Origin of the sequence: Luteibacter yeojuensis (assembly GCF_000964085.1) — a bacterium.
Taxonomy (GTDB): Bacteria; Pseudomonadota; Gammaproteobacteria; order Xanthomonadales; family Rhodanobacteraceae; genus Luteibacter; species Luteibacter yeojuensis_A.
Window position 1 is genome coordinate 45,204 of record NZ_JZRB01000045.1, and the last position, 21,799, is coordinate 67,002.

The following is a 21,799-nucleotide window of genomic DNA, read 5'->3' on the forward strand; positions in this document are numbered from 1 at the left end:
GCGAATGACCATTGATACCGTGCCCTACCCGCATGACCTGACCGACGGCGTGGTCACGCTGCGCGCGTACCGCGACGCCGACGCCGAAGCGCTGGCCGCGGCGGTGCGCGAATCCGTCGCCACGGCCGGCCCCTGGCTCGCCTGGGCGCGTGCCGACTATGACACGGCCACCGCGCAGGACTGGATCCGCCTCTGCAAGCAGGCGTGGCTGCTCGGCGACGGCTTCGAGATGCTGATCGTCGACGCCCGCACCGATACCTTCCTTGGCGGCATGGGCGTGAACCAGCGCAACCGCGAACACCGCTTCGCCAACCTGGGCTACTGGGTACGTGAGTCGGCACAGCGGCAGGGCCTGGTCACCCGCGCCGGCAAGCTGGCGCTACGCTGGGCGTTCGAGGTGGCCGGCCTGAGCCGGATTGAGATCGTGGCCGCGCGCGACAACCTGCCGAGCCGGAAAGCCGCCGAACGCATCGGAGGCACTTTCGAAGGAATGTTACGCAATAGATTGATTATAAACGGATCATGCGTGGACGCTGCCATGTACTCCGTTTTTCCCAAGGATACTGCCCGCCCGTAGGAGCCCACTCCGTGGGCGACATCTTTTGCGCCTCCGCCCCAGGTCCTGTTGCTCTTCGCCGGGAGCTGTCGCCCACGGAGGTGGGCTCCTACACGGGGGTGTTCAATGTGCGGCGGCGCACATGCGTTCGAGGTCTGCGTAGCCTTCGAACGTCGCTGCTGGCCCACAGCCCGGGCACTCGGGGTCGCGGTGCAGCTTCAGTTCCCGGAAGCGCATGCCCAGCGCATCGTAGGTGAGCAGCCGGCCGACCAGTGGCTCACCGATGCCCAAAAGGAGCTTGAGCGTTTCGGTGGCCTGCACGAGGCCCAGCGTGCCGGGCAGCACACCGAGCACGCCGGCCTCGGCGCAGTTCGGGGCGTCGCCGGCGGCGGGCGGCTCCGGGAACAGGCAGCGATAACACGGCGACTCGTCGCTGCGGGGGTCGAAGACGCTGGCCTGGCCGGTGAAGCGCTCGATGGCGGCGTACACCATGGGGATGCCAAGGCGCCGCGTGGCGGCGGCCAGGAGGTAGCGCGTGGCGAAGTTGTCCGCGCCATCGAGCACGACGTCGTGGCCACGGACCAGGGCCTCGACGTTGGACGCGCATAGCCGCTCGGCAATCACTGTCACGTCGACGCGGGGGTTGAGGGCGAGCAGCGTCATGCGGGCGGATTCGCCCTTGCCCATCCCCACGCGCGCATCAGCGTGCACCACCTGGCGGTGGAGGTTGGAACGCTCCACCCGATCGTCATCGATGACGGTGACGTGGCCCACCCCGGCGGCGGCCAGGTAAAGCAAGGCGGGGGCGCCGAGGCCGCCCGCGCCGATGACCACGACGCGCGCGGAGGCCAGCTTCGCCTGCCCCGCCTCGCCCACCTGCGGCAGCAGCACCTGGCGGCTGTAACGCTCGGCGGCGTCGGTGTCCAGCGCGCCTGTCGTCACCGGCAACCCGGCGGCTTTCCACGCGGCCATGCCGCCCGCCACGGAATGCACCCGGCGGTAGCCCATGCGCTGCAGCGCCTCGGTGGCCAGGAGCGAGCGTTGGCCACTGCCGCAAAGCAGCAGCACCTCGCGATCACGATCCGGTTCGACCTGCTCGATGCGCAGCTCGAGGAAGCCGCGCGACAGCCCGTGGGCCCCCGTGGGCGTACCCGTGGCCCGCTCGTTATCCTCGCGCACATCGACCAGCAAGGCGCCGCCCCGCTGGCGCGCCAGGGCATCGGTGGCCGTGGTTTCGGGGACGCGGGCCCGCAGGCTTTCCAGCCAGCGTTCGCGATCGAGGCCTTCGGTCATGCGGCACCTCCGAAAGGTGCGGCGCGCTTACTTCTCGCGCCGCTTCGCGTTGCGGATCATGCGCTGGCGCTTGCGCGCCTGGCTCGCCGTCAGCTCGTTCTTCTTGCCGGCGAACGGGTTCTCGCCGTCGCGGAAATCGATGCGGATAGGCGTGCCTTCCAGCTTGTAGCGCGTGCGGAAGAAGTTTTCGAGGTAGCGACGGTAGGCCGGCGCGATGTGCTTCGTGCGGCTGCCGTGGATGACGATGGTGGGCGGGTTGTTGCCGCCCGGGTGCGCGTAGCGCAGCTTGGGCGCATGCCCGCGCACCAGCGGCGGCTGGTACGACTCGTAGGCCTTTTCCAGCGTGCGCGTGAGGTCGCTCGAGGAGAGCTCCTTAGTCGCCGCCGTGTGGGCGCGCACCACGGAGCGCATCAGCTCGCGCATGCCCGAGCCGTGCAGCGCCGAGATGAAGACGATCTTGGCCCAGCTGGCGAACTGCAGGCGGCGCTCGAGCGCCTTGACCGTCTGCTCGCGCTGGTAGGCGTCCAGGCCATCCCACTTGTTCACGGCGATGACGAGGGCGCGGCCCTCCTCGATGACGTGGCCGATGAGGGTAAGGTCCTGGTCGGCGAGGTTCTCGCGGGCGTCGATCATCAGCACCGTGACCTGCGCCGCGGCAATGGACTGCAACGTCTTGATGACGCTGAACTTCTCCACTGCCTCTTCCACGCGCGCCTTGCGCCGCACGCCGGCGGTATCGATAAGCGTGTAACGCTTGCCGTCGCGCTCCAGCCGCACGCGGATGGGATCGCGCGTGGTGCCCGCCAGGTCGGAAACGATGAGGCGGTCTTCGCCCAGGAGGCGGTTGATGAGCGTGGACTTGCCGGCATTGGGGCGGCCGACGATGGCCACGCGCATGCCCTGCTCCTCCAGCGACAGGCGCGCCTCGGCGCCATCGTCTTCATCCGGCGGCAGGTGCGGCAGCGCGCTGGCCACGAGGACATCGATGCCGCGATTGTGCGCCGCCGACATGGGCAGGGTCTGCGCGACGCCGAACGACGCGAACTCGGCCATGACCGTGGGCTCGTCGGTGCCGTCGGTTTTATTGACGACGACGATGACCGGCTTGCCGCTGCGGCGGAGCTCGCCAAGGATGCTGGCATCGAGCGGAAGGATGCCGTCGCGGGCATCGACCACGAAGACGAGCAGGTTCGCTTCGCCGATGGCGAGGCGAACCTGCTGGGCCGTGAGGCCCTCGATGCCTTCGTCGCTGCCCGAGAGGCCGCCGGTGTCGACCACCACGAACGGGCGCTCGCCCAGGTGGCAGATGCCGTAGTGGCGGTCGCGCGTGACGCCGGGCATGTCGGCGACGAGGGCGTCCCTGCTACGCGTCAGCGCATTGAAGAGGGTCGACTTACCGACGTTGGGACGGCCGACCAGGGCGATGACGGGCAACATGGGGGAAGCAAGGGTCCTTCAGTGGATCAGTGGGCGACGCGGTATGCGCCGACGTGGCCTTCCACGTCCTCGACATACACGGTATCGCCCGAGACGACGGGCTGGGCGCGGATGGCCTTCTTCGACAGGCGCTCGCGGGCGACGATCTTGCCGTCGGCGCTGTTCAGCCAGTGGATGTGGCCATCGAGGTCGCCCACGACCAGGTAATCACCCTGCGCCGCGGGGCCGGTGACCCAGCGCCACTTGAGGGCGTCCTGCTTCCAGATGTTGGCGCCGCTGGCCTTGTCGAAGGCGAACACCTGGGAGGTGTCGTCCGCGCCATAGACCCCGTTGCCGTGCACGTCGAGCGAGGTGAACGTCGAGAAGTTGTGGTTCCACAGCGGGCGGCCGCTGGGGCCGTCGAACGCCGCGATCTGGCCGTGGTAGGCGCCACCGTAGAGGGTGGTGCCGTCGAGGCTGATGGCGCCGTCGGCGTCGTTGAGGCGATCGATCTCGGTGCGGCCCTCGCCGCTGGCGAGGGTCTGCTCCCAAAGCTTCTCGCCATTGTCGAGGCGGATGGCGACGAGCTTGCCGGCGTCGCTGCCGGAGAAGACCACGCCATTGGCCACCAGCAGGCGGCCGTTGCCGCGGAGGCTGAGCAGCGGCACCTGCGACTGGTCGTACACCCAGCGGCGTTCGCCCGACTTGGCGTCGAGACCATAGATGCGGCCGTCGTTGCAGCGGACCACGACGAGGTCGCCCACGATGACGGGTGCCGTGACGACCTCGGACGAGACCTCGGCGGCCCAGCGGCGCTCGCCGTCCTTCGCATTCATGGCGTAGACGTGGCCATCGAGCGTGCCCACGGCGAGGAGATCGCCCGTGACACCCGGGCCACCCGAGAAGCGGGCGTCTTCGCGCTTGGCATCGCCCCAGCCGAACCAGCCGTGTTGGCGGATGCTCTTCGACCACAGGGTTTTGCCGCTGGCGGCGTCGAACGCGGCCAGCTTGCCGTCGGTGCTGGCGGCATAGACGACGTTGTCGACCACGGCCGGGCGCATGCGGATGCCGGATTCGGCCGAGCCGTCACCGACGCTGTTCTTCCACAGGCGCTCAACCTTGATGGACGGCTCGAACTTCTTGTCGAGCGGGGTCGGCGGTTCGACGTTTTCCTTCTTGAACGAATGGCAGCCGGCCACGGCGGCCAGCGAGGAGGTCAACGCGATTGCCCAGAAACGTTTCATGCACCCTGCTTCCCGGCCACGGCCAGATCATCGAGTTTGGTTTGAACCACACCGCGCTGCGGTGCGCTGTCGCCCATGGCGGCGATCGCCGCCTGGTAGGCCTTGCGTGCGTCGTCGGGGCGTCCCAGCTTGACCAGCACATCGCCGCGGAGTTCCTGCGTGGCGGCATCGAAGCCCTTGCCCTGCAGCGCGTCGAGCGCCGTGAGGGCGTCCTGCGGCTTGCCCTGCGCATACTTGAGCTGGGCCACGCGGAGGCCGACGAGGGCCTTCAGCGTATCGTCCTTCGCGTGGGCCTGCGCCCAGTCGAGGTCGCCCGCGGCCTTGTCGGCCTGGCCCGCCATGACGTTGCGCTGCGCGCGCTCGCCGGCGGCGAAGACGGCCCACGCCGTATCCGAGTAATCCTTCATCAGGCTCTCGGTGCGGACATCGGCTTCGGTGGGCTTGTTGGTGGCGTTGGCCAGCTGCAGGGCGGCATACACGTTGGCGGCCTCCTGCTCGTGGCCGGCGCGGTGCGATTTCCACTGCTGCCAGCCAAAGATGAGCACCAGGCCGAGGGCGATGCCGACGGCGATGGAAACGCCGTTCTTGCGGAGCCACTGCTGGACGCGTTCGCCCTGTTCGTAATCGTCGTAAATATCGAATGCCATGCGATCACCCACTGCGCCCCGGGGCACAGCAAACCTTGGAGGGGAAATAAAACAATAGGGAAGGATACCCGAAAAGCGCCGCGAGGCGGCGCCGGGTATCAGTAGGCGATGGGTGCGGCCTTGCCGTCGCGCACATCGACCCGGAAACGGGCGACATTGGCGCGGCGGAACGACTCGATCTGCACCGGCTGGCCATCGACCGTGGCCTGGGCGCCGTTGGCGTTGCCGATGCGCACGTCGAGCGGTGAATCGCTGTGGTACGACTTCTGCGTGCCGGCCGGCAGGATGCCGTACTCCAGGCGCTGGCCCGCCGCATCCGTGACTTCCACCCAGCTGGCGGCCGGGAGGTTCAGGGTGAGGTCGTGGCCGCCCTGGCCCGCCGCCGCGGCGGCGGGTGCCGGCGAGGCGGCCGTGGTGGCAAGCGGCGTCCGGGCGGCGCTGTGGTCGAGCGGCGGGAACATCGCCATGCTGGCGAGCACCGGCTGGTCTTCCGCATGCGATTCGGCGGCAGGGACCGGGGCCGGTGGCTGCGTCGCAGCCGAGGCCACCGCGGTGCTGCCAGCCGACGCCGGGGCGTCCTGCTGGGCGACCGGGGTGGCGTCGAGCGGCGCCAGGCGCGGCATGTCGCGGTCGAGCGTGCCACGCACGCCCAGCCACACCATGGGCACCACGATGATGGCGGTCAGCACCACGTAAGTGGCGGCCGTGACATACCGTTCGAGCAGGTAACGCGAGTGCGAGACCCCACCGGTGACGACCAGATCGGGCTGGCGCGGCTGGTGGCGTGCCAGTTCGGCCTGGATGGCCGCCTCTTCGACGCCCACGTACTGGCCGTACTTGGTGAGGTAGCCGCTTAAATAGACGGAGTAGTCGATGCCGCCGTACTCGCCGGCCTCGAGCTGGCGGAGCAGGCGCACAGGCAGGCGCAGGGCCTGGCCGCAAGCCTCGATCGTGTAGCCACGTGCCTCGCGCGCCGCGCGCAGGCGGGCGCCGAAGTTGCCTTCGGTGGCGTGGTCGATGAGAACGCGGCCACCATCGGCGGCCTGGGAATCAGTCTGCGGGTCCATGGCGTCCTCCCTGCTCTGAAAGGGCTCGATGCCGGCGAACAGATCCTGCTCGCGCTCGTCCCGACCGTTTGAATTCGACGATGCAGTGGTCATTGACGTGCTGTGGCTTCGAGAGCGTGCGCGGGATCCGAATCCGGGAACTTTGCGCGCAGGCGTTTAGCGTAATCCTGGGCAACCTCCCCGTTGCCCAGACGGAGCTCGATATCGTGGCCGAGCTTCAACGCATCGGGGCTGTCGACACCCAGCGCCTCGAAGCGCTGGAGGAAGGCACGGGCCCTGAATGCATCGTTCTTAAGGTACAACACGTTCGCCATCTGAAACAGGGCGTCGCCGTTATTCGGGTTGCGCTCGAGGGCCTTGCGGAAATAGGCCTCGGCGCCGTCGTAATCCTGCGCCTTGAGGGCGCACGTGCCGGCGTTGCTCAACGCCACGTCGGGCGTGCCGTAGAACGGATCGGCCAGCGCACGGTCGAAATAGGGCTTGGCGTCGGCCGCGCGGCCCTGCTGGCACAGGAACACCGCGAGGTTGTTGTTGGCGTCACCCTTCTTCGGGTCGATCTCCACCGCCTTGCGGTAGTTGAGCTCGGCGTTGGCCGGGTCCTTGATGCGCTCGTACAGCACCGCGAGCACGGTGCGCGCGGGGGCGAAGTTCGGGTCGAACTGGATAGCCTTGTTGAGCTTGTCCATGGCGCCCTCGAGATTGCCCTGCTCCATGTAGCGGCGGCCGAGCTCGGTATGGACCTCGGCGCCGTGGCGACGTTCGTCGGCCTTGGAATCCGGCTTGAGGTTGGACCCCGGGCCACCGCCCGTCGTGACGCAGCCCGCGCACGCGAACGCCAGCGCGGCCACCATCCCCCACCGATCAAGCCGCATTCACAACCCCTTCTTCGAGCTTCTTTCGGAACTCCGCCTGGCGGCGGGTACGGTCGACCACCTGGCCCTTCAGCTGGCCACAGGCGGCGTCGATGTCGTCGCCGCGGGTGCGGCGGAGCATGGTCAGCACGCCCGCGTTCAGCAGTTGGGTCTGGAAATTGCGGATTTCTTCCGGCTCCGAGCGCTCGAACCGGGTGCCCGGGAACGGGTTGAAGGGGATGAGGTTGACCTTGTTGGCACCCGGCAGGCGGCGCATGAACTTGATGAGCTGGCGCGCGTGCTCGGGGCGGTCGTTGATGCCCTTCATGAGGGTGTATTCGAACGTGATGTGCGTGCGCGGCGCCCGGCGGATGTAGCGCTCGCAGGCGGCCGTGAGCTCGGCCAGGTTGTAGCGCTTGTTGAGCGGCACCAGCTCGGTGCGGAGCTCGTCGTTGGCGGCGTGCAGCGACACGGCCAGCGCGACATCGCTCTCCGCCGAGAGGCGGTCGATCATGGGCACCAGCCCGGCCGTGGACAGCGTGACGCGCTTGCTCGCCAGGCCGAAGCCCAGGTCGTCGCGCATCAGGCTCATGGCCTTCACCACGTTATCGAAGTTCAGCAGCGGCTCGCCCATGCCCATCATCACCACGTTGGTGATGCGGCGCTGCTGGTGCGTGACGTTGCCGAGGAATTTGGCCGCGACCCACATCTGGCCGATGATCTCGGACGTGGAGAGGTTGCGGGAGAAGCCCTGGGTGGCCGTGGAGCAGAACTGGCAGTTCAGGGCGCAACCCACCTGCGAGGACACGCACAGCGTGCCGCGGGTGGGTTCCGGGATGTAGACCGTCTCGATGGCGTTGCCGCCATCCATGCCCAGCAGCCACTTGTGGGTGCCGTCGACCGCGCCCTTCTCGAACACGGTGGACGGCGGCCCGATGTAGCAGCTGGCAATGAGCTTTTCGCGAAGCGCCTTGCCGACGTCGGTCATGGCCTCGAAATTGTTTTCGAGGCGGTGGTAGATCCACTTCATGACCTGGTCCGCGCGATACGGCTTCTCGCCCAGGCTGGCGAAGAAATCGCGCAGGCCCTGGCGGTCGAAGTCGAGCAGGTTGACCTTGTCGGCAGGCGTATTCACGGCAGTTCTCAGTGGGAAACGACGTCCGCGTCGTTGAAGAAGTACTTGATTTCGATGGCGGCGTTTTCGAGCGAATCCGAACCGTGCACGGCGTTGGCGTCGATCGAATCGGCGAAATCGGCGCGGATGGTGCCCGGCGCGGCTTCCTTCGGGTTGGTGGCGCCCATGAGGTCGCGGTTCTTGAGGACCGCGCCCTCGCCTTCCAGCGCCTGGATCATGACCGGGCCGGAAATCATGAAGTTGACCAGCGCGCCGAAGAACGGGCGCTCCTTGTGGACGGCGTAGAAGCCTTCGGCCTCTTCGCGGGTCAGCTGCTTCATCTTCGCGGCGACGACCTTGAGGCCGGCCTTTTCAAAGCGGGCCAGGATTTCACCGATGACGTTCTTCTTGACGGCATCGGGCTTGATGATCGAAAGGGTGCGCTCCAGCGCCATACGGGTGCTCCGGGAAAGGTTGGAAGAAACGAAGCTTGCCGGACCCCACGCGGGCGCCCGGTGAAAGTTTGAGGGCAAAGCCGTCAGGAATGACTGACTTAGCTCACGAATTCTTGACGGATTCTAGCTCATTCGCCAGCCGATTGCAGGGTTGTGCGGCGCACATTGACCACCAAATCGGGGCAGGCGTATTCTCAAACGATCGTTTGATTCAAACTAACCCCGCCGGAGTGGCCCGCCATGACCAGTGCCCCCTACGCGTCACGTGAGCGCAGCACCAAGGAACGCATCCTGGGCGCCGCCGAGGCCCTGTTCGCCACGCACGGGTTCGCCGGGGCATCGCTGCGCCAGGTCACCGCCGCCGCCCGGGTGAACCTGGCGGCCGTGAACTACCACTTCGGCTCGAAGGACAAGCTGATCGAAGAGGTGTTCCGCCGCCGCCTCGACGAACTCAACAGCCGCCGCCTGGCCGCCCTGCACAAGGTCGCGGGCAAGGACGGCACCTCGCTCGAAGACGTGCTCGACGCCTACATCCGCCCTGCCCTCGACCTCAGCCGCACCGATGGCGGCGGCGCCGCCTTCGTCCGCGTCCTGGCCCGGGCCTACGCCGAGCACAACGAAACCCTGCGCCGCTTCCTGTCCGAGAACTATGGCCACATCCTGCGCCAGTTCGCCGCCGAGTTCGGCCGCCTGCTGCCGGGCCTGGCCAAGGAAGAGATCTACTGGCGCCTCGATATCGTCACCGGCGCGCTCACGTACGCCATGGCCGATTTCGGCATCATCCAGCGCAAGAGCGACGTCGCCGAGCGCGACCACCGCGAGACCGCCGCCGAGCACCTCATCCGCTTCGCCGCGGCCGGCATGCGCAACCCATCCGTTTCCAACGCCCCGGCCAGCCCCCGCTGACCGGCGCGCCCCCTTGCCCCCTCGGAGATCACCATGACCGCAACACCGCTACGCATTCGCAAGGCCGCGGTACTCGGCGCCGGTGTCATGGGCGCGCAGATTGCCGCGCACCTGACGAACGCCAACGTGGAAACCGTCCTGTTCGACCTTCCCGCCAAGGAAGGCCCGAAGAGCGGCATCGCCCTCAAGGCCATCGCCAACCTGGCCAAGCTCTCGCCGGCCCCGCTGGCCGAGAAGAGCCTGGGCGCCGCCATCATCCCCGCCAACTACGAGGATGACCTCGGCCAGCTGGCCGACGTCGACCTGGTGATCGAAGCCATCGCCGAGCGGATGGACTGGAAGCTCGACCTCTATACGAAGATCGCGCCGCACGTCTCCGCCACGGCCGTCCTGGCCAGCAACACCTCGGGCCTGTCGATCAACGGGCTGGCCGAGGCGCTGCCGGAGCAGCTTCGCCACCGCTTCACCGGCGTGCACTTCTTCAACCCGCCGCGCTACATGCACCTCGTGGAGCTCATCCCCACCAAGCTCACCGACGCCGCCGTGCTCGAGGGTCTCGAGGCCTTCCTCACCACCACCCTGGGCAAGGGCGTGGTGTACGCCAAGGACACCCCCAACTTCATCGGCAACCGCATCGGCGTGTTCTCGATGCTGAGCACCATGTTCCACACCGAGCAGTTCGGCCTGGGCTTCGATACCGTCGACGCCCTCACCGGCCCGGCCATCGGCCGCCCGAAGAGCGCCACGTTCCGCACGGCCGATGTGGTGGGCCTGGATACGCTCGCCCACGTGGTGAAGACCATGGGCGATACCCTCCCGGACGATCCCTGGCACAAATACTTCCAGCCGCCCGTGTGGCTGAAAGGCCTGATCGACAAGGGCGCGCTGGGCCAGAAGACCGGTGCGGGCTTCTACCGCAAGGCCGGCAAGGACATCGTGGTGCTCGACCTGCAGAAGCAGGATTACCGCCCGTCCGAAGGCAAGCCGTCCGATGAAGTGGCCGCCATCCTCGCCATCAAGGACCCGGCCGAGAAGTTCGCGAAGCTGCGCGCCTCGGCTGATCCGCAGGCGCAGTTTCTGTGGGCCGTGTTCCGCGATCTCTTCCACTACACCGCTTACCACCTCGCCGATATCGCCGAGACGGCGCGCGACGTCGACTTCGCCATCCGCTGGGGCTACGGCTGGAAGCTCGGCCCGTTCGAGCTGTGGCAGGCCGCGGGCTGGCAGCAGGTGGCCGGCTTCATCGCCGAGGACATCGCCGCCGGCAAGGCCATGAGCAGCGCCCCGCTGCCCGCGTGGGTCACCGATGGCCGCAAGGGCGTCCACGGCAAGGCCGGCTCGTACTCAGCCAGCGCCAACGCCGAGAAGCCGCGTTCGCAGCACCCGGTGTACGCCCGCCAGGCGTTCCCCGACCCGATCCTGGGCGAGGCCTTCGACCAGGGCACCACGGTGTGGGAAAACGACGGCGTGCGCCTGTGGACCACGGGCGACGGCATTGGCGTCATCTCGTTCAAGACCAAGATGCATACGGTGAACGACCACGTGCTGAATGGCATCCAGCATGCCATCGGCCTCGCGGAGCAGCAGTTCCGTGGCGTGGTGCTGTGGCAGCCGTCCGAGCCGTTCTCCGCCGGTGCCGACCTCAAGGGCGCGCTGGGCCTGCTGCAGGCTGGCAAGCTGGCCGAGTTCGAGGCCATGGTGGCGAACTTCCAGGCCACCAGCATGCGCATCAAGCACTCGCTGGTGCCGGTGGTGGCCGCCGTGCGTGGCCTTGCCCTGGGCGGTGGCTGCGAATTCCAGATGCATTCGGCCCGCACCGTCGCGGCGCTGGAGAGCTACATCGGCCTGGTCGAGGCCGGCGTGGGCCTGCTGCCCGCCGGCGGCGGCCTGAAGGAGCTGGCCGTGCGCGCCGCGCAGCACAACCCGGATGACCCGTTCGAGTACCTGAAGAAGGTGTTCGAGACGGTGGCCATGGCCAAGGTCTCCACCAGCGCCCTCGAGGCGAAGTCGCTGGGCCTGCTGCGCAAGGACGATATCGTGGTGTTCAACGCCTACGAGCTGCTCCACGTGGCGAAGGCCCAGGCGCTGGCCATGGCTGAATCGGGCTACCGCCCGCCGATGCCGGCGCGCGCCATCCCCGCCGCGGGCGATACCAGCACGGCCACGTTCAAGGCCTCGCTGGCCAACATGGCCGAAGGCTACTTCGCCTCGGCGCATGACATCGACATCGCCAGCCGCATCGCCGACACCTTGTCGGGCGGCCGCATCGAGCGTGGCTCGTCGGTCGACGAGGCATGGCTGCTCGCCCTCGAGCGCAAGCACTTCGTCGAACTGGCGCAGACCGAAAAGACCCAGGCCCGCATCGCCCACACGATGACGACGGGCAAGCCGCTGCGTAACTGACGCGCTGCCCACTTAAAGGAACCCTTCCATGAGCAAGCAAGTGCAAGACGCCTACATCGTCGCCGCCACCCGCACCCCGGTGGGCAAGGCGCCGCGCGGCGTGTTCCGCAACACCCGCCCCGACGACCTGCTGGCCCACGTCATCCGTGGCGTGATGGAGCAGGCCCCGGGCATCGACCCGGCGCTGATCGGCGACGCCATCATCGGCTGCGCCATGCCCGAGGCCGAGCAAGGCATGAACGTGGCACGCATCGGCGTGCTGCTGGCCGGCCTGCCCGAGCAGGTGCCGGGCGTCACCATCAACCGTTTTTGCTCGTCGGGCGTGCAGGCCATCGCCATGGCCGCCGACCGCATCCGCCTGGGCGAAGCCGACCTGATGCTGGCCGGCGGCACCGAGTCGATGAGCATGGTGCCGATGATGGGCCACAAGGTGGCCATGAACCCGGCCATTTTCGAGAACGACGAAAACCGCGCCATCGCCTTCGGCATGGGCATCACCGCCGAGAAGGTGGCCGAGCGCTGGAAGGTCAGCCGCGAGGACCAGGACGCCTTCGCCCTGCAATCGCACCAGCGCGCGCTGGCCGCCATCCAGGGTGGCGAGTTCAAGGACGAGATCACGCCGTTCCAGCTCGACGACCGCTACCCCGATCTCGCCAACCGCACGGTGAAGGAAGACCGCCGCATCATTTCGATCGACGAAGGCCCGCGTGCGGATACCTCGCTCGAGGTACTCGGCAAGCTGCGCCCGGTGTTCCGCAATGGCCAGTTCGGTGGCTCGGTCACGGCGGGCAACTCGTCGCAGATGTCCGACGGCGCCGGCGCCCTGCTGCTGGCCTCGGAGAAGGCCATCAACGATTACGGCCTCACCCCGCTCGCCCGCTTCGTGGGTTTCTCGGTGGCCGGCGTGGCGCCCGACATCATGGGCATCGGCCCGAAGGAAGCGATCCCGAAGGCACTGAAGCAGGCCGGCATGACGCAAGGCCAGCTCGACTGGATCGAACTCAACGAGGCCTTCGCGGCACAGGCCCTGGCCGTGATGCGTGACCTCGGCCTCGACCCGTCGAAGGTGAACCCGCTGGGCGGCGCCATCGCCCTCGGCCATCCGCTGGGTGCCACCGGCGCCGTGCGCGCCGCGACGCTTATCCACGGCCTGCGCCGCCGCAAGCAGAAGTACGGCATGGTGACGATGTGCATCGGCACCGGCATGGGCGCCGCAGGAATTTTCGAAGCACTGTAAAACCGGCACGAAACAAAACCTGTGGGAGCGCGCTTGCGCGCGATGGGCCTGCCGCAAGGCCCATCGCGCGCGAGCGCGCTCCCACATGGTCTTTCGGCGACACCATGCCATCACATGCCTTGGGTTTACGCTACGCGCATGCACGGCATCCACACCATCGACACCGGCTTTGGCCGCCCTGCGTTCGACGCGGCGTACCTCGTCGTCGAGCGCGGGCGCGGTGCGTTCATCGACAGCGGCACGACGCATTCGCTGCCGCGTTTCCTCGACGCCATCCACGCCGCGGGGCTCACGCCGGGCGATGTCGACTGGGTCATCCTCACGCACGTGCACCTCGACCACGCGGGCGGCGCGGGCGAGCTGATGAAGCACCTGCCCCATGCCAGGCTCGCCGTGCATCCGCGCGGCGCGCGGCACATGATCGACCCGGCCGTGCTGATCGCCGGCGCCACCGGCGTCTACGGCGAGGAAGCGGTGCGCCGCGACTACGGCACCATCGCCCCAGTGCCCAGCGAGCGCGTGGTCGAGGCCGCCGACGGCTTCGTCGTCGACCTGGCGGGGCGTGCCCTGCTTTGCCTCGATACACCGGGCCATGCGAAGCACCACATCGCCATCCACGACGAGCGCGCGAACGCGTTTTTCACCGGCGATATCTTCGGGCTCTCGTACCGCGAGTTCGACACCGCCCAGGGGCCTTTCATCATCCCGACCACGTCACCGGTGCAGTTCGACCCCGACGAGGCACATGCCTCCATCGAGCGGATGCTCGGCTACGGGCCGGAGGCGATGTACCTCACGCATTACGACCGCGTCGGCGACGTGCCGCGCCTGGCGCGCGACCTGCACGAACAGCTCGACGCCATGGTCGCCATTGCCCGCCGCCACATGGACGACCCCGACCGCGACGTCCGTATCGCCACGGAATTCACCGACCTCTACGTGGGCCGTGCGAAGCGCCACGGCGTGGCCCTGCCGGCGGACGACATCGCCCGCCTGCTGAAGATCGACATCCGCCTGAATGCCCAGGGCATCCTCGTCTGGCTGGACCGCACGGCGAAGGCATGAGCCCGCCGCTGGGTTCGGAAGCCCACCGCAACTGTGGGAGCGCGCTTGCGCGCGATCACCCCTCAAGCCGCGACTTGAACCAGTCCGCCAACTCCAGCTTCCAATACGTACCCTGCGCCGCGAGATACCCGAACGGCCGGTGCACCGGCTCCAGCCCAAAGGCCGCATACGCCGGCACCGCCTTCGCACCCGACGCGATCGCGTCTGCCAACGTCTCACCCGCCGCGCAGGTGGGCGCCAGGCCATGCCCGCCGAACGCCTGCGCGTACCACAGCCCATTGCCATGCGTACCCACCTGGGGCATCTCATGCCGGGCGTAACTCATGAGGCCCGACCACGCGTGCTCCACCGCCACGCCCTTGAGCGAAGGGAAGACCTTCAGCAGGTCGCGCATGAGCAGCTTCTGCACCGCGCGGGCGCTGCGGTCGCGCACGGAAATGCGGCCACCCCATAGCAAGCGGGTGTCGCTGAGCGGCCGGTAGTAGTCGAAGGCGAAACGCGTGTCGTACACCGCCGCCTGCGTGCGCAGGCAATCGCCGAGCCGATCGCCGAGCGGCTCCGTCACCATGACGTAGGTGGCGATGGGCAACACGGCCTTGTCGATGCGCCGGTCAAGCCCGGCGAGGTAGCCGCCGCAGGCCAGCACCACGTTGGGCGCCTCGATCTCTGCATCGCCCACGCGCAGCACCCAGCGGGGGCCCCGGCGTTCCAGCATCCGCACGCGCGAGCCTTCATGGATGGTGACCCCCGCCGCCTCGGCCGCGCTGGCGAGGCCACGGGCATAGGCCAGGGGATCGATGTGGAGCGCGTTCCGCTCGTATAGCCCGTCGTGGTAGCGCCGGCTGCGCACGAAAGCCTGCATGGCGTCAGCGGGTAGCCATTGCCATTCGGTGCCGTAATGCTCGGCCAGTAGCTTCTGCCGCGCACGGAGCAGGCGCGCATCGCGGAACCAGTTCGCCCACACCACGCCCGCATCCACCATGTCGCAATCGATGCCCAGGGTGGTGATGCGCTCGCGGATCAGGTTCACCGCAGCCACGGTGCGGCCGTAGAGGTCACGGGCGCCGTCGTCGCCCAGCTTCGCCAACAAGGCGCGCTCGCCCAGCGAATACCCAGCGAACACAAAGCCGCCATTGCGGCCGGAAGCACCAAAGCCGATCGCCTGCGCCTCCAGCAGCACCACGTCGCGCACGCCGCGCGCCGCCAGGCCCAGCGCCGTGTTCAGGCCGGCGAAGCCGCCGCCCACCACCACGACGGCGGCCTCCCGCTTGCCCTGCGGCGCGGGCCGGGGCGCTGGCAACGGTTGGCGGGCGTGGTACCACGACGCCATGTAGGCGAATCCTTACGAAAGGGACCGACGTTGTACGACACGGCGTGGCCGCCGGGAAGCCCCGGTGCCGGGGTATGATCGAGCGACACGCCCACGAAGCCAACCGCATGAGCCTCACGCCCCCTATCGACCTGCAGCGCTGGATCGACGAAAACCGCGCCCTGCTCAAGCCGCCGGTGGGCAACAAATGCATCGTCGATGGCGATTTCATCATCATGGTCGTCGGCGGCCCTAACGCGCGTACCGACTACCACTACGACGAAGGCCCCGAGTTCTTCTACCAGCTCGAGGGCGAGATGGTGCTGAAGGTGCAGGACGATGGCCATGCACGGGATATCCCCATCCGCGCCGGCCAGGTGTTCTACCTGCCGCCGCGGGTGCCGCATTCGCCCCAGCGCATGCCCGATTCCGTGGGCCTCGTGGTCGAGCGGCGCCGCGTGCCCGGCGAGCGCGACGGGCTGATGTGGTTCTGCGAGGCCTGTAACGCCAAGCTGTTCGAGCGCTACTTCGTGCTCGAAAGCATCGAGCACGATTTCCCCCCGGTGTTCGACGCGTTCTACCGTTCGGAAGCCGCACGCACCTGCAAGCAGTGCGGCACGGTGCATCCGGCCCCGGCCAGGTACGCCGAGGCCTGAGCCCTCAGGCCAGCGTGGCCTGGTGCGACTGCCATTTCGCCGCCATGCGGCGCAGCGAGGGGTCGGCCGTGCCGTCCGCCGCGATCTCGTCGATGGCCCGCCATGCCATGCCCAGCGACTCCTCGTTGGCCGCGAAGGCCTCCGAGCCACGCGCCACGACGACGTAACGCACGTCGTAGTGGAAGTGCGCCGGCTCGTGGCCGCGCGCGGGTATGACATGGCGGTCCACGTCGAACACGGCCGGCATCACGGCGAGATCCCGCAGGCCCGTTTCTTCCTCCGCCTCGCGTAGCGCCACGCCGGCAAGGTCGGCATCGCCATCCGCGTGGCCGCCGGGCTGCAGCCAGCGTTGCAGCTTGCGGTGGTGCATCAGCAGCACGCGCTGCCCGTCGGCGCTCACCAGCCAGGCAGAGCCCGTGAAATGGCCCTCCAGCGTCTCGCGGTGGAAGGGCTGGCGCGCCGTGGCGAGCCACGCGCGGAAATGCGCGACGTCGGTCTCCAGCGGGTAGCGCCTTGCGTAGCCGTCGAGCGCGGCTGCCAGAGATAGGTGTGTCTTGTCCATCAGGGAAATCCGATTCAACCGGCCGGCATTTTCGCACGTCATTTTCAGACTAATCCGATGTCGCTGGCTAGCGGCTCCTGCCTAGGATGGGTCGTGCGCAAGAAGCGCACCCCGCCATCCCATGCAAGGAGCCACGCATGCCCCCTCGTTCCCTCCGCCCCCTCGCCGCCCTTGTGGTCCTCGCCCCGGCGGCCGCCATGGCCACCACCGATCGCGCCGCGCCGCTGTTCACCGGGCCGCTCGTTACCCCGGCGGTCAACACGCTGCCGGCGAATACGCTGAATATTGAGCCATACCTCATCCATACCCATGTGCGCGGCGCTTATGCCAACGATGGCGGCCGCCATCGCCACGACATCACCGCGCGGCAATGGATGGTGGCGCTGCCGATGGTCTATGGCGTCACCGATGCGCTCGACGTGCAACTCACCCTCAACGGCTCGCGTACCTCGCGCGGCGGGGCCCACAGCGATGGCCTGCGCATGGGCGATTCGGTCGTGCGTGTCCTGCAGCGCCTCGCCGGGCCGGGGCCCGATGGCACCGACTGGGTCGTCGGCGTGGCCATGGCCGTGCGTATCCCGACGGGCAAGTACCAACGCCTGGATACCAATCCGTTCAATGGCACGGGCGCGGGGGCCATGGGCCTCTCGACCACCCTTGGCGCACAGAAACTCCAGTGGCTGGCGAATGGCCATGCGCTGCGTTGGCGCGGGCAGCTGGGCTGGGGCGACACGCCCGGGCGCATCGGCATCCATGGCGCAAGCACGTACGGCACCGGGCCGGGGTTCAGGGGCCATGCGCGCCCCGGCCCCTCGTGGACGGCATCGCTCGCCGCGGAGTACGTGCTCGCCGCGCGCTGGGGCCTTGTCGGCGAGGCCATCTGGAACCGCGGCGGCGCCACCACCGTGCACGGCGCCTGCGGTGGCGCCGCCTGTAGCCACACCCTTCGCCCTACGCAGCAATACAGCCTGGCACCCGCCGTGGCATACCACCTGGGCCCCACGATGGGGCTTATCGCCGGCGTGCAGTTCAGCGTGGCGGGGCGCAACGCCGCCAGTTATGTCGCGCCACAGGCCGCTTTCAACATGGTGTTCTGAGCCATGGCCCTTCGTTCCACGCACAACCGCCGTTAGTCATGGTGACAACCGCCGCCCCCCGTGCAAGGCCTTGCCTGGCCTCGCAATGCAGCTTGTACGCCCGTGCCCCGCTGGGCTATGGTGCCGTGCCGACTCACCGGGGAGCGGCGTTCCATCGCAACTGCCACGGCGGTCCCAATAATAAAGAGCACTTCCGGCAGTAGGGGAGACACATGTTGAAACACCTTTTCGCGACGCATCCCATCGAGGCCGCGCCGCATGTCGATGCTGGTGAACACATCGAGACCGGCGCCCATGGCGACGCGGGCCTCAAGCGCGTCCTCACCGCCAGGCACCTGATCCTCCTCGGCATCGGCGCCGTCATCGGCGCGGGCATCTTCGTCATCACCGGCCAGGCGGCCGCGATGCACGCCGGCCCCGCCCTCGTCATCAGTTTCGTCATCGCCGGCATCGCCTGCGCGCTCGCGGGCCTGTGCTACGCCGAGTTCGCGGCCATGCTGCCGGTCTCGGGCAGCGCCTACTCGTATTCGTACGCCACGCTGGGCGAGTACATCGCCTGGTTCGTGGGCTGGAACCTCGTGCTCGAATACCTCTTCGCGGCGGCCACGGTGGCCGCGGGCTGGTCGGGTTACTTCAACGAGCTGCTCGGCCTCATCGGCAGTTTCGTGGGCAGCGACATCACCCTGCCCGCCTCGCTGTCGTCCGCGCCGTTCCAGTTCGTCGAGGGCCACATCCAGGCCACGGGCGCGCTGATCAACCTGCCGGCGGTGGTCATCATCGCCGCGCTCTCCGGCCTGTGCTACGTCGGCATCACGCAGTCGGCCTTCGTCAACTCGATCATCGTGGCCATCAAGGTCACGGTCATCCTGCTGTTCCTGGCCTTCGCCATCAAGGTGGTGAACCCCGCCAACTGGCACCCGTTCATCCCGCCGAACGAAGGCGAGGGCGTGTTCGGCTGGAGCGGCATCTTCCGCGCCGCCACCATCGTGTTCTTCTCCTATGTCGGCTTCGATGCGGTCTCCACCGCGGCCGGCGAAGCGAAGAACCCGCAGCGCGACATGCCCATCGGCATCCTGGGCTCGCTCGCCGTCTGCACCATCCTCTATATCGCCGTGGCGCTGGTGCTCACGGGCATCGCCCCGTTCCGCATCCTCAACACGCCGGAGCCGGTCGCCACCGCCCTGGGCCTCTATCCGCAGCTCTCGTGGCTCAAGGCCATCGTCGTCTTCGGTGCCATCACGGGCCTGTCGTCGGTCATCCTGGTCATGTTGATGGGCCTGCCGCGCATCTTCTTCTCGATGGCGCGCGACGGCCTGCTGCCGCCGGCCATGGCCAAGGTGCATCCGAAGTTCCGCACCCCGTACGTGGGCACGGTCCTCGTGGGCGTCGCCGCGGCCGCCATGGCGGGGCTGTTCCCCGTCAGCGTGCTGGGTGAGCTGGTGTCCATGGGTACGCTGCTGGCCTTCGCCACCGTGTGCATCGGCATCCTCATCCTGCGCTATACCCGCCCCGACCTGCCGCGCAGCTTCCGCGTGCCGATGGTGTGGCCGATCTCCATCCTCGGCGCCATCGCCTGCGTCTACCTCTTCTGGCAGGCCTTCGAAGAGCACTGGCGTCTCATGGTGGGCTGGATCGTCATCGGCCAGCTCATCTACTTCGGCTACGGCTACGCGCACAGCAAGCTGCGCAAGTCGCTCGGCTGAAGCCACGCACCACACCCGGAAGGCCGGCGGCAACCCGCCGGCCTTCCGTATTTCAGCGCTATCCTCAACCCGCCAACACCAGGTTCGAGCCGCCCATGCTCAAGCAGCTACTCGCCAAGAAAGCACCGCAAGCCGAAGCCGACGACGCCCATGGCCCTGCCCTGCGCCGAACGCTGGGCCCGTGGGGCCTCACGGCACTGGGCATCGGCGCGGTCATCGGTGGCGGCATCTTCGTCATCACGGGCGTGGCCGCCGCGGAGCACGCGGGGCCGGCCATCATCCTGTCCTTCATCCTGGCCGCCATCTGCAGCGTGTTCACGGCACTGTGCTACGCCGAGTTCGCGTCGCTGGTACCGGTCTCCGGCAGCGCGTACTCGTACGCCTACGCCACGCTCGGCGAGGGCGCGGCCTGGTTCATCGGCTGGAACCTCATCCTCGAGTACGGCGTGTCGGCATCCGCCGTGGCGGTAAGCTGGACAGGCTACTTCGTCAGCCTGCTCGACCACGTCGGCATCCATATCCCGCCCGCGCTCACCAATGCGCCGGTCGATTTCATCGACGGCCACCTTGTCGCCACGGGCGCGCTGTTCAACCTGCCCGCCGTGGGCATCACGCTGGCGCTCACCTGGCTCTGCTACGTCGGCATCAAGGAGTCGACCGGCCTCAACATGGCCATGGTGCTGCTGAAGGTGGCGCTCATCGTGGTCGTCATCGTCGTGGGCGCAAGCCATATCGATACCGCCAACTGGCATCCGTTCATTCCCGAGAACCAGGGCGGCGACAAATACGGCTGGGCGGGCGTCATGCGCGGCGCGTCGCTGGTGTTCTTCGCCTACATCGGTTTCGAGGCCACCTCCACGGCGGCGCAGGAATCGAAGAACCCGCAGCGCGACATGCCCATCGGCACGCTCGCCTCGCTTGCGGTTTGCACCGTGCTCTACATCGCCATGGCGGCGGTGCTCACCGGCCTGGTGCCGTTCTCGCAGCTTGGCACGGCCGAGCCCGTCGTCACCGCCATCCGCCAGCACCCTGAACTTGGCTGGCTGCGTGGGCTGGTCGAAGTCGGCGCGCTCATCGGCCTGTCGTCCGTCGTGCTCGTCATGATCATCGCGCAACCGCGCATCTTCATGATCATGGGCCGCGACGGCCTGCTGCCGAAAGTGTTCACCAGCATCCACCCAAAGTACCGCACGCCGCACCTCAACACCGTCATCACCGGCATCGGTATCGCCGCGCTCGCCGCCGTGTTCCCGCTGAACCTGCTCGGCGACCTCACCTCGATGGGCACGCTCGTCGCATTCTGCGCGGTGTGCATCGGCGTGCTGATCCTTCGTCGCACCGCCGCCGACGTGCCGCGCACGTTCCGTGTTCCGTTCGCGACGGTGACGTGCACGCTCGGTGTGCTGAGCTGCATCGCATTGCTGTATTCGCTCGGTGTGCGTAACTGGGTTTTGCTTGGTGTGTGGACCGTGCTTGGCGTGATCGTTTACTTCGCTTATAGCTTCCGGCATAGCAAGATTCGAAAGGGTGGTTGACGGTTTTGCGGGCACCCATCGCCCGCTAGCGGGCTCCTACAGTAGAAGCGGAGCTTTAGGCGTTAAGTTTCTGTTTTTGCGATGAAATACGCAAAAACACGTTCGTCATTTAACTGCCATTGGCCGGTCGTGCCCCGAGGGGAGTATGATCCCGGTTCCGCGGGTAAATCACTTGGCAGTGGGCCCCGGATTGCCGCCCGGCGCGTCAGGCGGGTCAGCTCCTCGGCCTGGCGCGCTTGGGCTGCATTTTGCGATTCGCAACGAAAAGGCCAGCCCGTAGGCTGGCCTTTATTTTGCCCGGGTGAAACCAGGGCGATCAGATCATGACGGCGTGCGACACGCACCAGCCCTTCGCCGCCACGGCCTTGCCCGGGAAGAGCTGGCAGGGCCCCCAGGCGGCGCCGGCCTTGCCCTGGTAGAAATTGCAGTTCATGCAGGTATCGTTCGGCGTTTTCCTGCCCTGCGCCTTGCTGCCGTCTTCCACGTATTTCAGCGCCGTGGCCGTCGGGTCGGACGGGGACAGGTGCGGCAGGTCCTGGGCTTGGCCCAGCCGCGGGACGCCACCGAGGACGGCTGCGGCGGCGACCGAACCAGCGGCGGCCTTGAGGAAACGGCGGCGGCCCTCGATATCACGGGTGTCGTTCTGCGACATGGGTGTACCTCGTGCAATGGTCACCGGCCAT

At 67.8% G+C, this 21,799-nt stretch carries 20 protein-coding genes; 9 read left to right on the forward strand and 11 right to left on the reverse strand.

The genetic code is table 11. The annotated features are described in order from the left end of the window. The first annotated feature begins 4 nt into the window (after positions 1-4). Positions 5-577 carry a GNAT family N-acetyltransferase gene (locus VI08_RS17175; RefSeq protein ID WP_045830846.1) on the forward strand — a complete coding sequence of 191 codons (573 nt, stop codon included), beginning with the start codon at positions 5-7 and terminating at the stop codon, positions 575-577. A 102-nt stretch (positions 578-679) separates the two neighbouring features. Here the strand turns inward: VI08_RS17175 and moeB are convergent, their stop codons facing one another. The 8 genes from moeB to ndk all read right to left on the reverse strand — a co-directional run bounded on the left by moeB (position 680) and on the right by ndk (position 8,643). Further along, positions 680-1,849, reverse strand: coding sequence for a molybdopterin-synthase adenylyltransferase MoeB (gene moeB / locus VI08_RS17180; protein WP_045830847.1), 1,170 nt, complete (start codon positions 1,847-1,849; stop codon positions 680-682). Positions 1,850-1,876: 27 nt separating this feature from the next. Beyond that, entirely contained in the window at positions 1,877-3,286 is a 1,410-nt protein-coding gene (gene der, locus VI08_RS17185; RefSeq protein ID WP_045830848.1) for a ribosome biogenesis GTPase Der, read from the reverse strand. Between the two features lie 26 nt (positions 3,287-3,312). Next, positions 3,313-4,509: an outer membrane protein assembly factor BamB gene (bamB, locus tag VI08_RS17190; protein WP_045830849.1), complete on the reverse strand. Its 1,197-nt coding sequence runs from the start codon at positions 4,507-4,509 to the stop codon at positions 3,313-3,315. Then, positions 4,506-5,156 carry a YfgM family protein gene (locus tag VI08_RS17195; protein WP_045830850.1) on the reverse strand — a complete coding sequence of 217 codons (651 nt, stop codon included), beginning with the start codon at positions 5,154-5,156 and terminating at the stop codon, positions 4,506-4,508. The genes bamB and VI08_RS17195 overlap by 4 nt, the downstream gene beginning before the upstream one ends. A 98-nt stretch (positions 5,157-5,254) precedes the next feature. Beyond that, complete coding sequence (locus VI08_RS17200) at positions 5,255-6,223, reverse strand: helix-turn-helix domain-containing protein (protein WP_084621593.1); 969 nt, start codon at positions 6,221-6,223, stop codon at positions 5,255-5,257. 89 nt (positions 6,224-6,312) lie between these two features. Then, on the reverse strand, positions 6,313-7,095 hold the full coding sequence (pilW, locus tag VI08_RS17205) for a type IV pilus biogenesis/stability protein PilW (RefSeq protein ID WP_045830851.1): 783 nt from the start codon (positions 7,093-7,095) through the stop codon (positions 6,313-6,315). After that, on the reverse strand, positions 7,085-8,221 hold the full coding sequence (gene rlmN, locus VI08_RS17210; protein WP_045830852.1) for a 23S rRNA (adenine(2503)-C(2))-methyltransferase RlmN: 1,137 nt from the start codon (positions 8,219-8,221) through the stop codon (positions 7,085-7,087). Before rlmN ends, pilW begins: the two co-directional genes overlap by 11 nt. Then, on the reverse strand, positions 8,218-8,643 hold the full coding sequence (gene ndk, locus VI08_RS17215; protein ID WP_045830853.1) for a nucleoside-diphosphate kinase: 426 nt from the start codon (positions 8,641-8,643) through the stop codon (positions 8,218-8,220). Before ndk ends, rlmN begins: the two co-directional genes overlap by 4 nt. A gap of 240 nt (positions 8,644-8,883) precedes the next feature. Between ndk and VI08_RS17220 the strand changes: the two genes are divergently transcribed. The 4 genes from VI08_RS17220 (at position 8,884) to VI08_RS17235 (ending at position 14,254) form a co-directional block, all read left to right on the forward strand. Continuing rightward, the gene (locus tag VI08_RS17220) at positions 8,884-9,549 is read left to right on the forward strand and encodes a TetR/AcrR family transcriptional regulator (RefSeq protein WP_045830854.1); all 666 of its coding nucleotides are present in this window, start codon (positions 8,884-8,886) and stop codon (positions 9,547-9,549) included. Positions 9,550-9,582: 33 nt separating this feature from the next. Further along, positions 9,583-11,952 carry a 3-hydroxyacyl-CoA dehydrogenase/enoyl-CoA hydratase family protein gene (locus VI08_RS17225; protein ID WP_045830855.1) on the forward strand — a complete coding sequence of 790 codons (2,370 nt, stop codon included), beginning with the start codon at positions 9,583-9,585 and terminating at the stop codon, positions 11,950-11,952. A gap of 28 nt (positions 11,953-11,980) precedes the next feature. Further along, positions 11,981-13,189 (forward strand): acetyl-CoA C-acyltransferase, encoded by a 1,209-nt coding sequence (locus VI08_RS17230; protein WP_045830856.1) that lies wholly within the window; start codon positions 11,981-11,983, stop codon positions 13,187-13,189. A gap of 138 nt (positions 13,190-13,327) precedes the next feature. Continuing rightward, positions 13,328-14,254 (forward strand): MBL fold metallo-hydrolase, encoded by a 927-nt coding sequence (locus tag VI08_RS17235; protein WP_045830857.1) that lies wholly within the window; start codon positions 13,328-13,330, stop codon positions 14,252-14,254. Positions 14,255-14,309: 55 nt separating this feature from the next. Here the strand turns inward: VI08_RS17235 and VI08_RS17240 are convergent, their stop codons facing one another. Next, positions 14,310-15,584 carry an NAD(P)/FAD-dependent oxidoreductase gene (locus tag VI08_RS17240; protein WP_045830858.1) on the reverse strand — a complete coding sequence of 425 codons (1,275 nt, stop codon included), beginning with the start codon at positions 15,582-15,584 and terminating at the stop codon, positions 14,310-14,312. Between the two features lie 107 nt (positions 15,585-15,691). Here VI08_RS17240 and VI08_RS17245 point away from each other — a divergent pair, with 107 nt between their 5' ends. Further along, entirely contained in the window at positions 15,692-16,219 is a 528-nt protein-coding gene (locus VI08_RS17245; RefSeq protein WP_045830881.1) for a 3-hydroxyanthranilate 3,4-dioxygenase, read from the forward strand. A gap of 4 nt (positions 16,220-16,223) precedes the next feature. On the opposite strand, the gene VI08_RS17250 is transcribed toward VI08_RS17245, so the two are convergent. After that, positions 16,224-16,781 (reverse strand): NUDIX hydrolase, encoded by a 558-nt coding sequence (locus VI08_RS17250; protein ID WP_045830859.1) that lies wholly within the window; start codon positions 16,779-16,781, stop codon positions 16,224-16,226. 137 nt (positions 16,782-16,918) lie between these two features. Here VI08_RS17250 and VI08_RS17255 point away from each other — a divergent pair, with 137 nt between their 5' ends. The 3 genes from VI08_RS17255 to VI08_RS17265 all read left to right on the forward strand — a co-directional run bounded on the left by VI08_RS17255 (position 16,919) and on the right by VI08_RS17265 (position 21,116). After that, the gene (locus VI08_RS17255; protein WP_045830860.1) at positions 16,919-17,878 is read left to right on the forward strand and encodes a transporter; all 960 of its coding nucleotides are present in this window, start codon (positions 16,919-16,921) and stop codon (positions 17,876-17,878) included. A gap of 212 nt (positions 17,879-18,090) precedes the next feature. After that, complete coding sequence (locus tag VI08_RS17260) at positions 18,091-19,581, forward strand: amino acid permease (protein ID WP_045830861.1); 1,491 nt, start codon at positions 18,091-18,093, stop codon at positions 19,579-19,581. A gap of 95 nt (positions 19,582-19,676) precedes the next feature. Next, positions 19,677-21,116, forward strand: coding sequence for an amino acid permease (locus VI08_RS17265; RefSeq protein WP_045830862.1), 1,440 nt, complete (start codon positions 19,677-19,679; stop codon positions 21,114-21,116). 316 nt (positions 21,117-21,432) lie between these two features. Here the strand turns inward: VI08_RS17265 and VI08_RS17270 are convergent, their stop codons facing one another. Continuing rightward, positions 21,433-21,768, reverse strand: coding sequence for a high-potential iron-sulfur protein (locus tag VI08_RS17270; protein ID WP_045830863.1), 336 nt, complete (start codon positions 21,766-21,768; stop codon positions 21,433-21,435). Positions 21,769-21,799 lie beyond the last annotated feature (31 nt).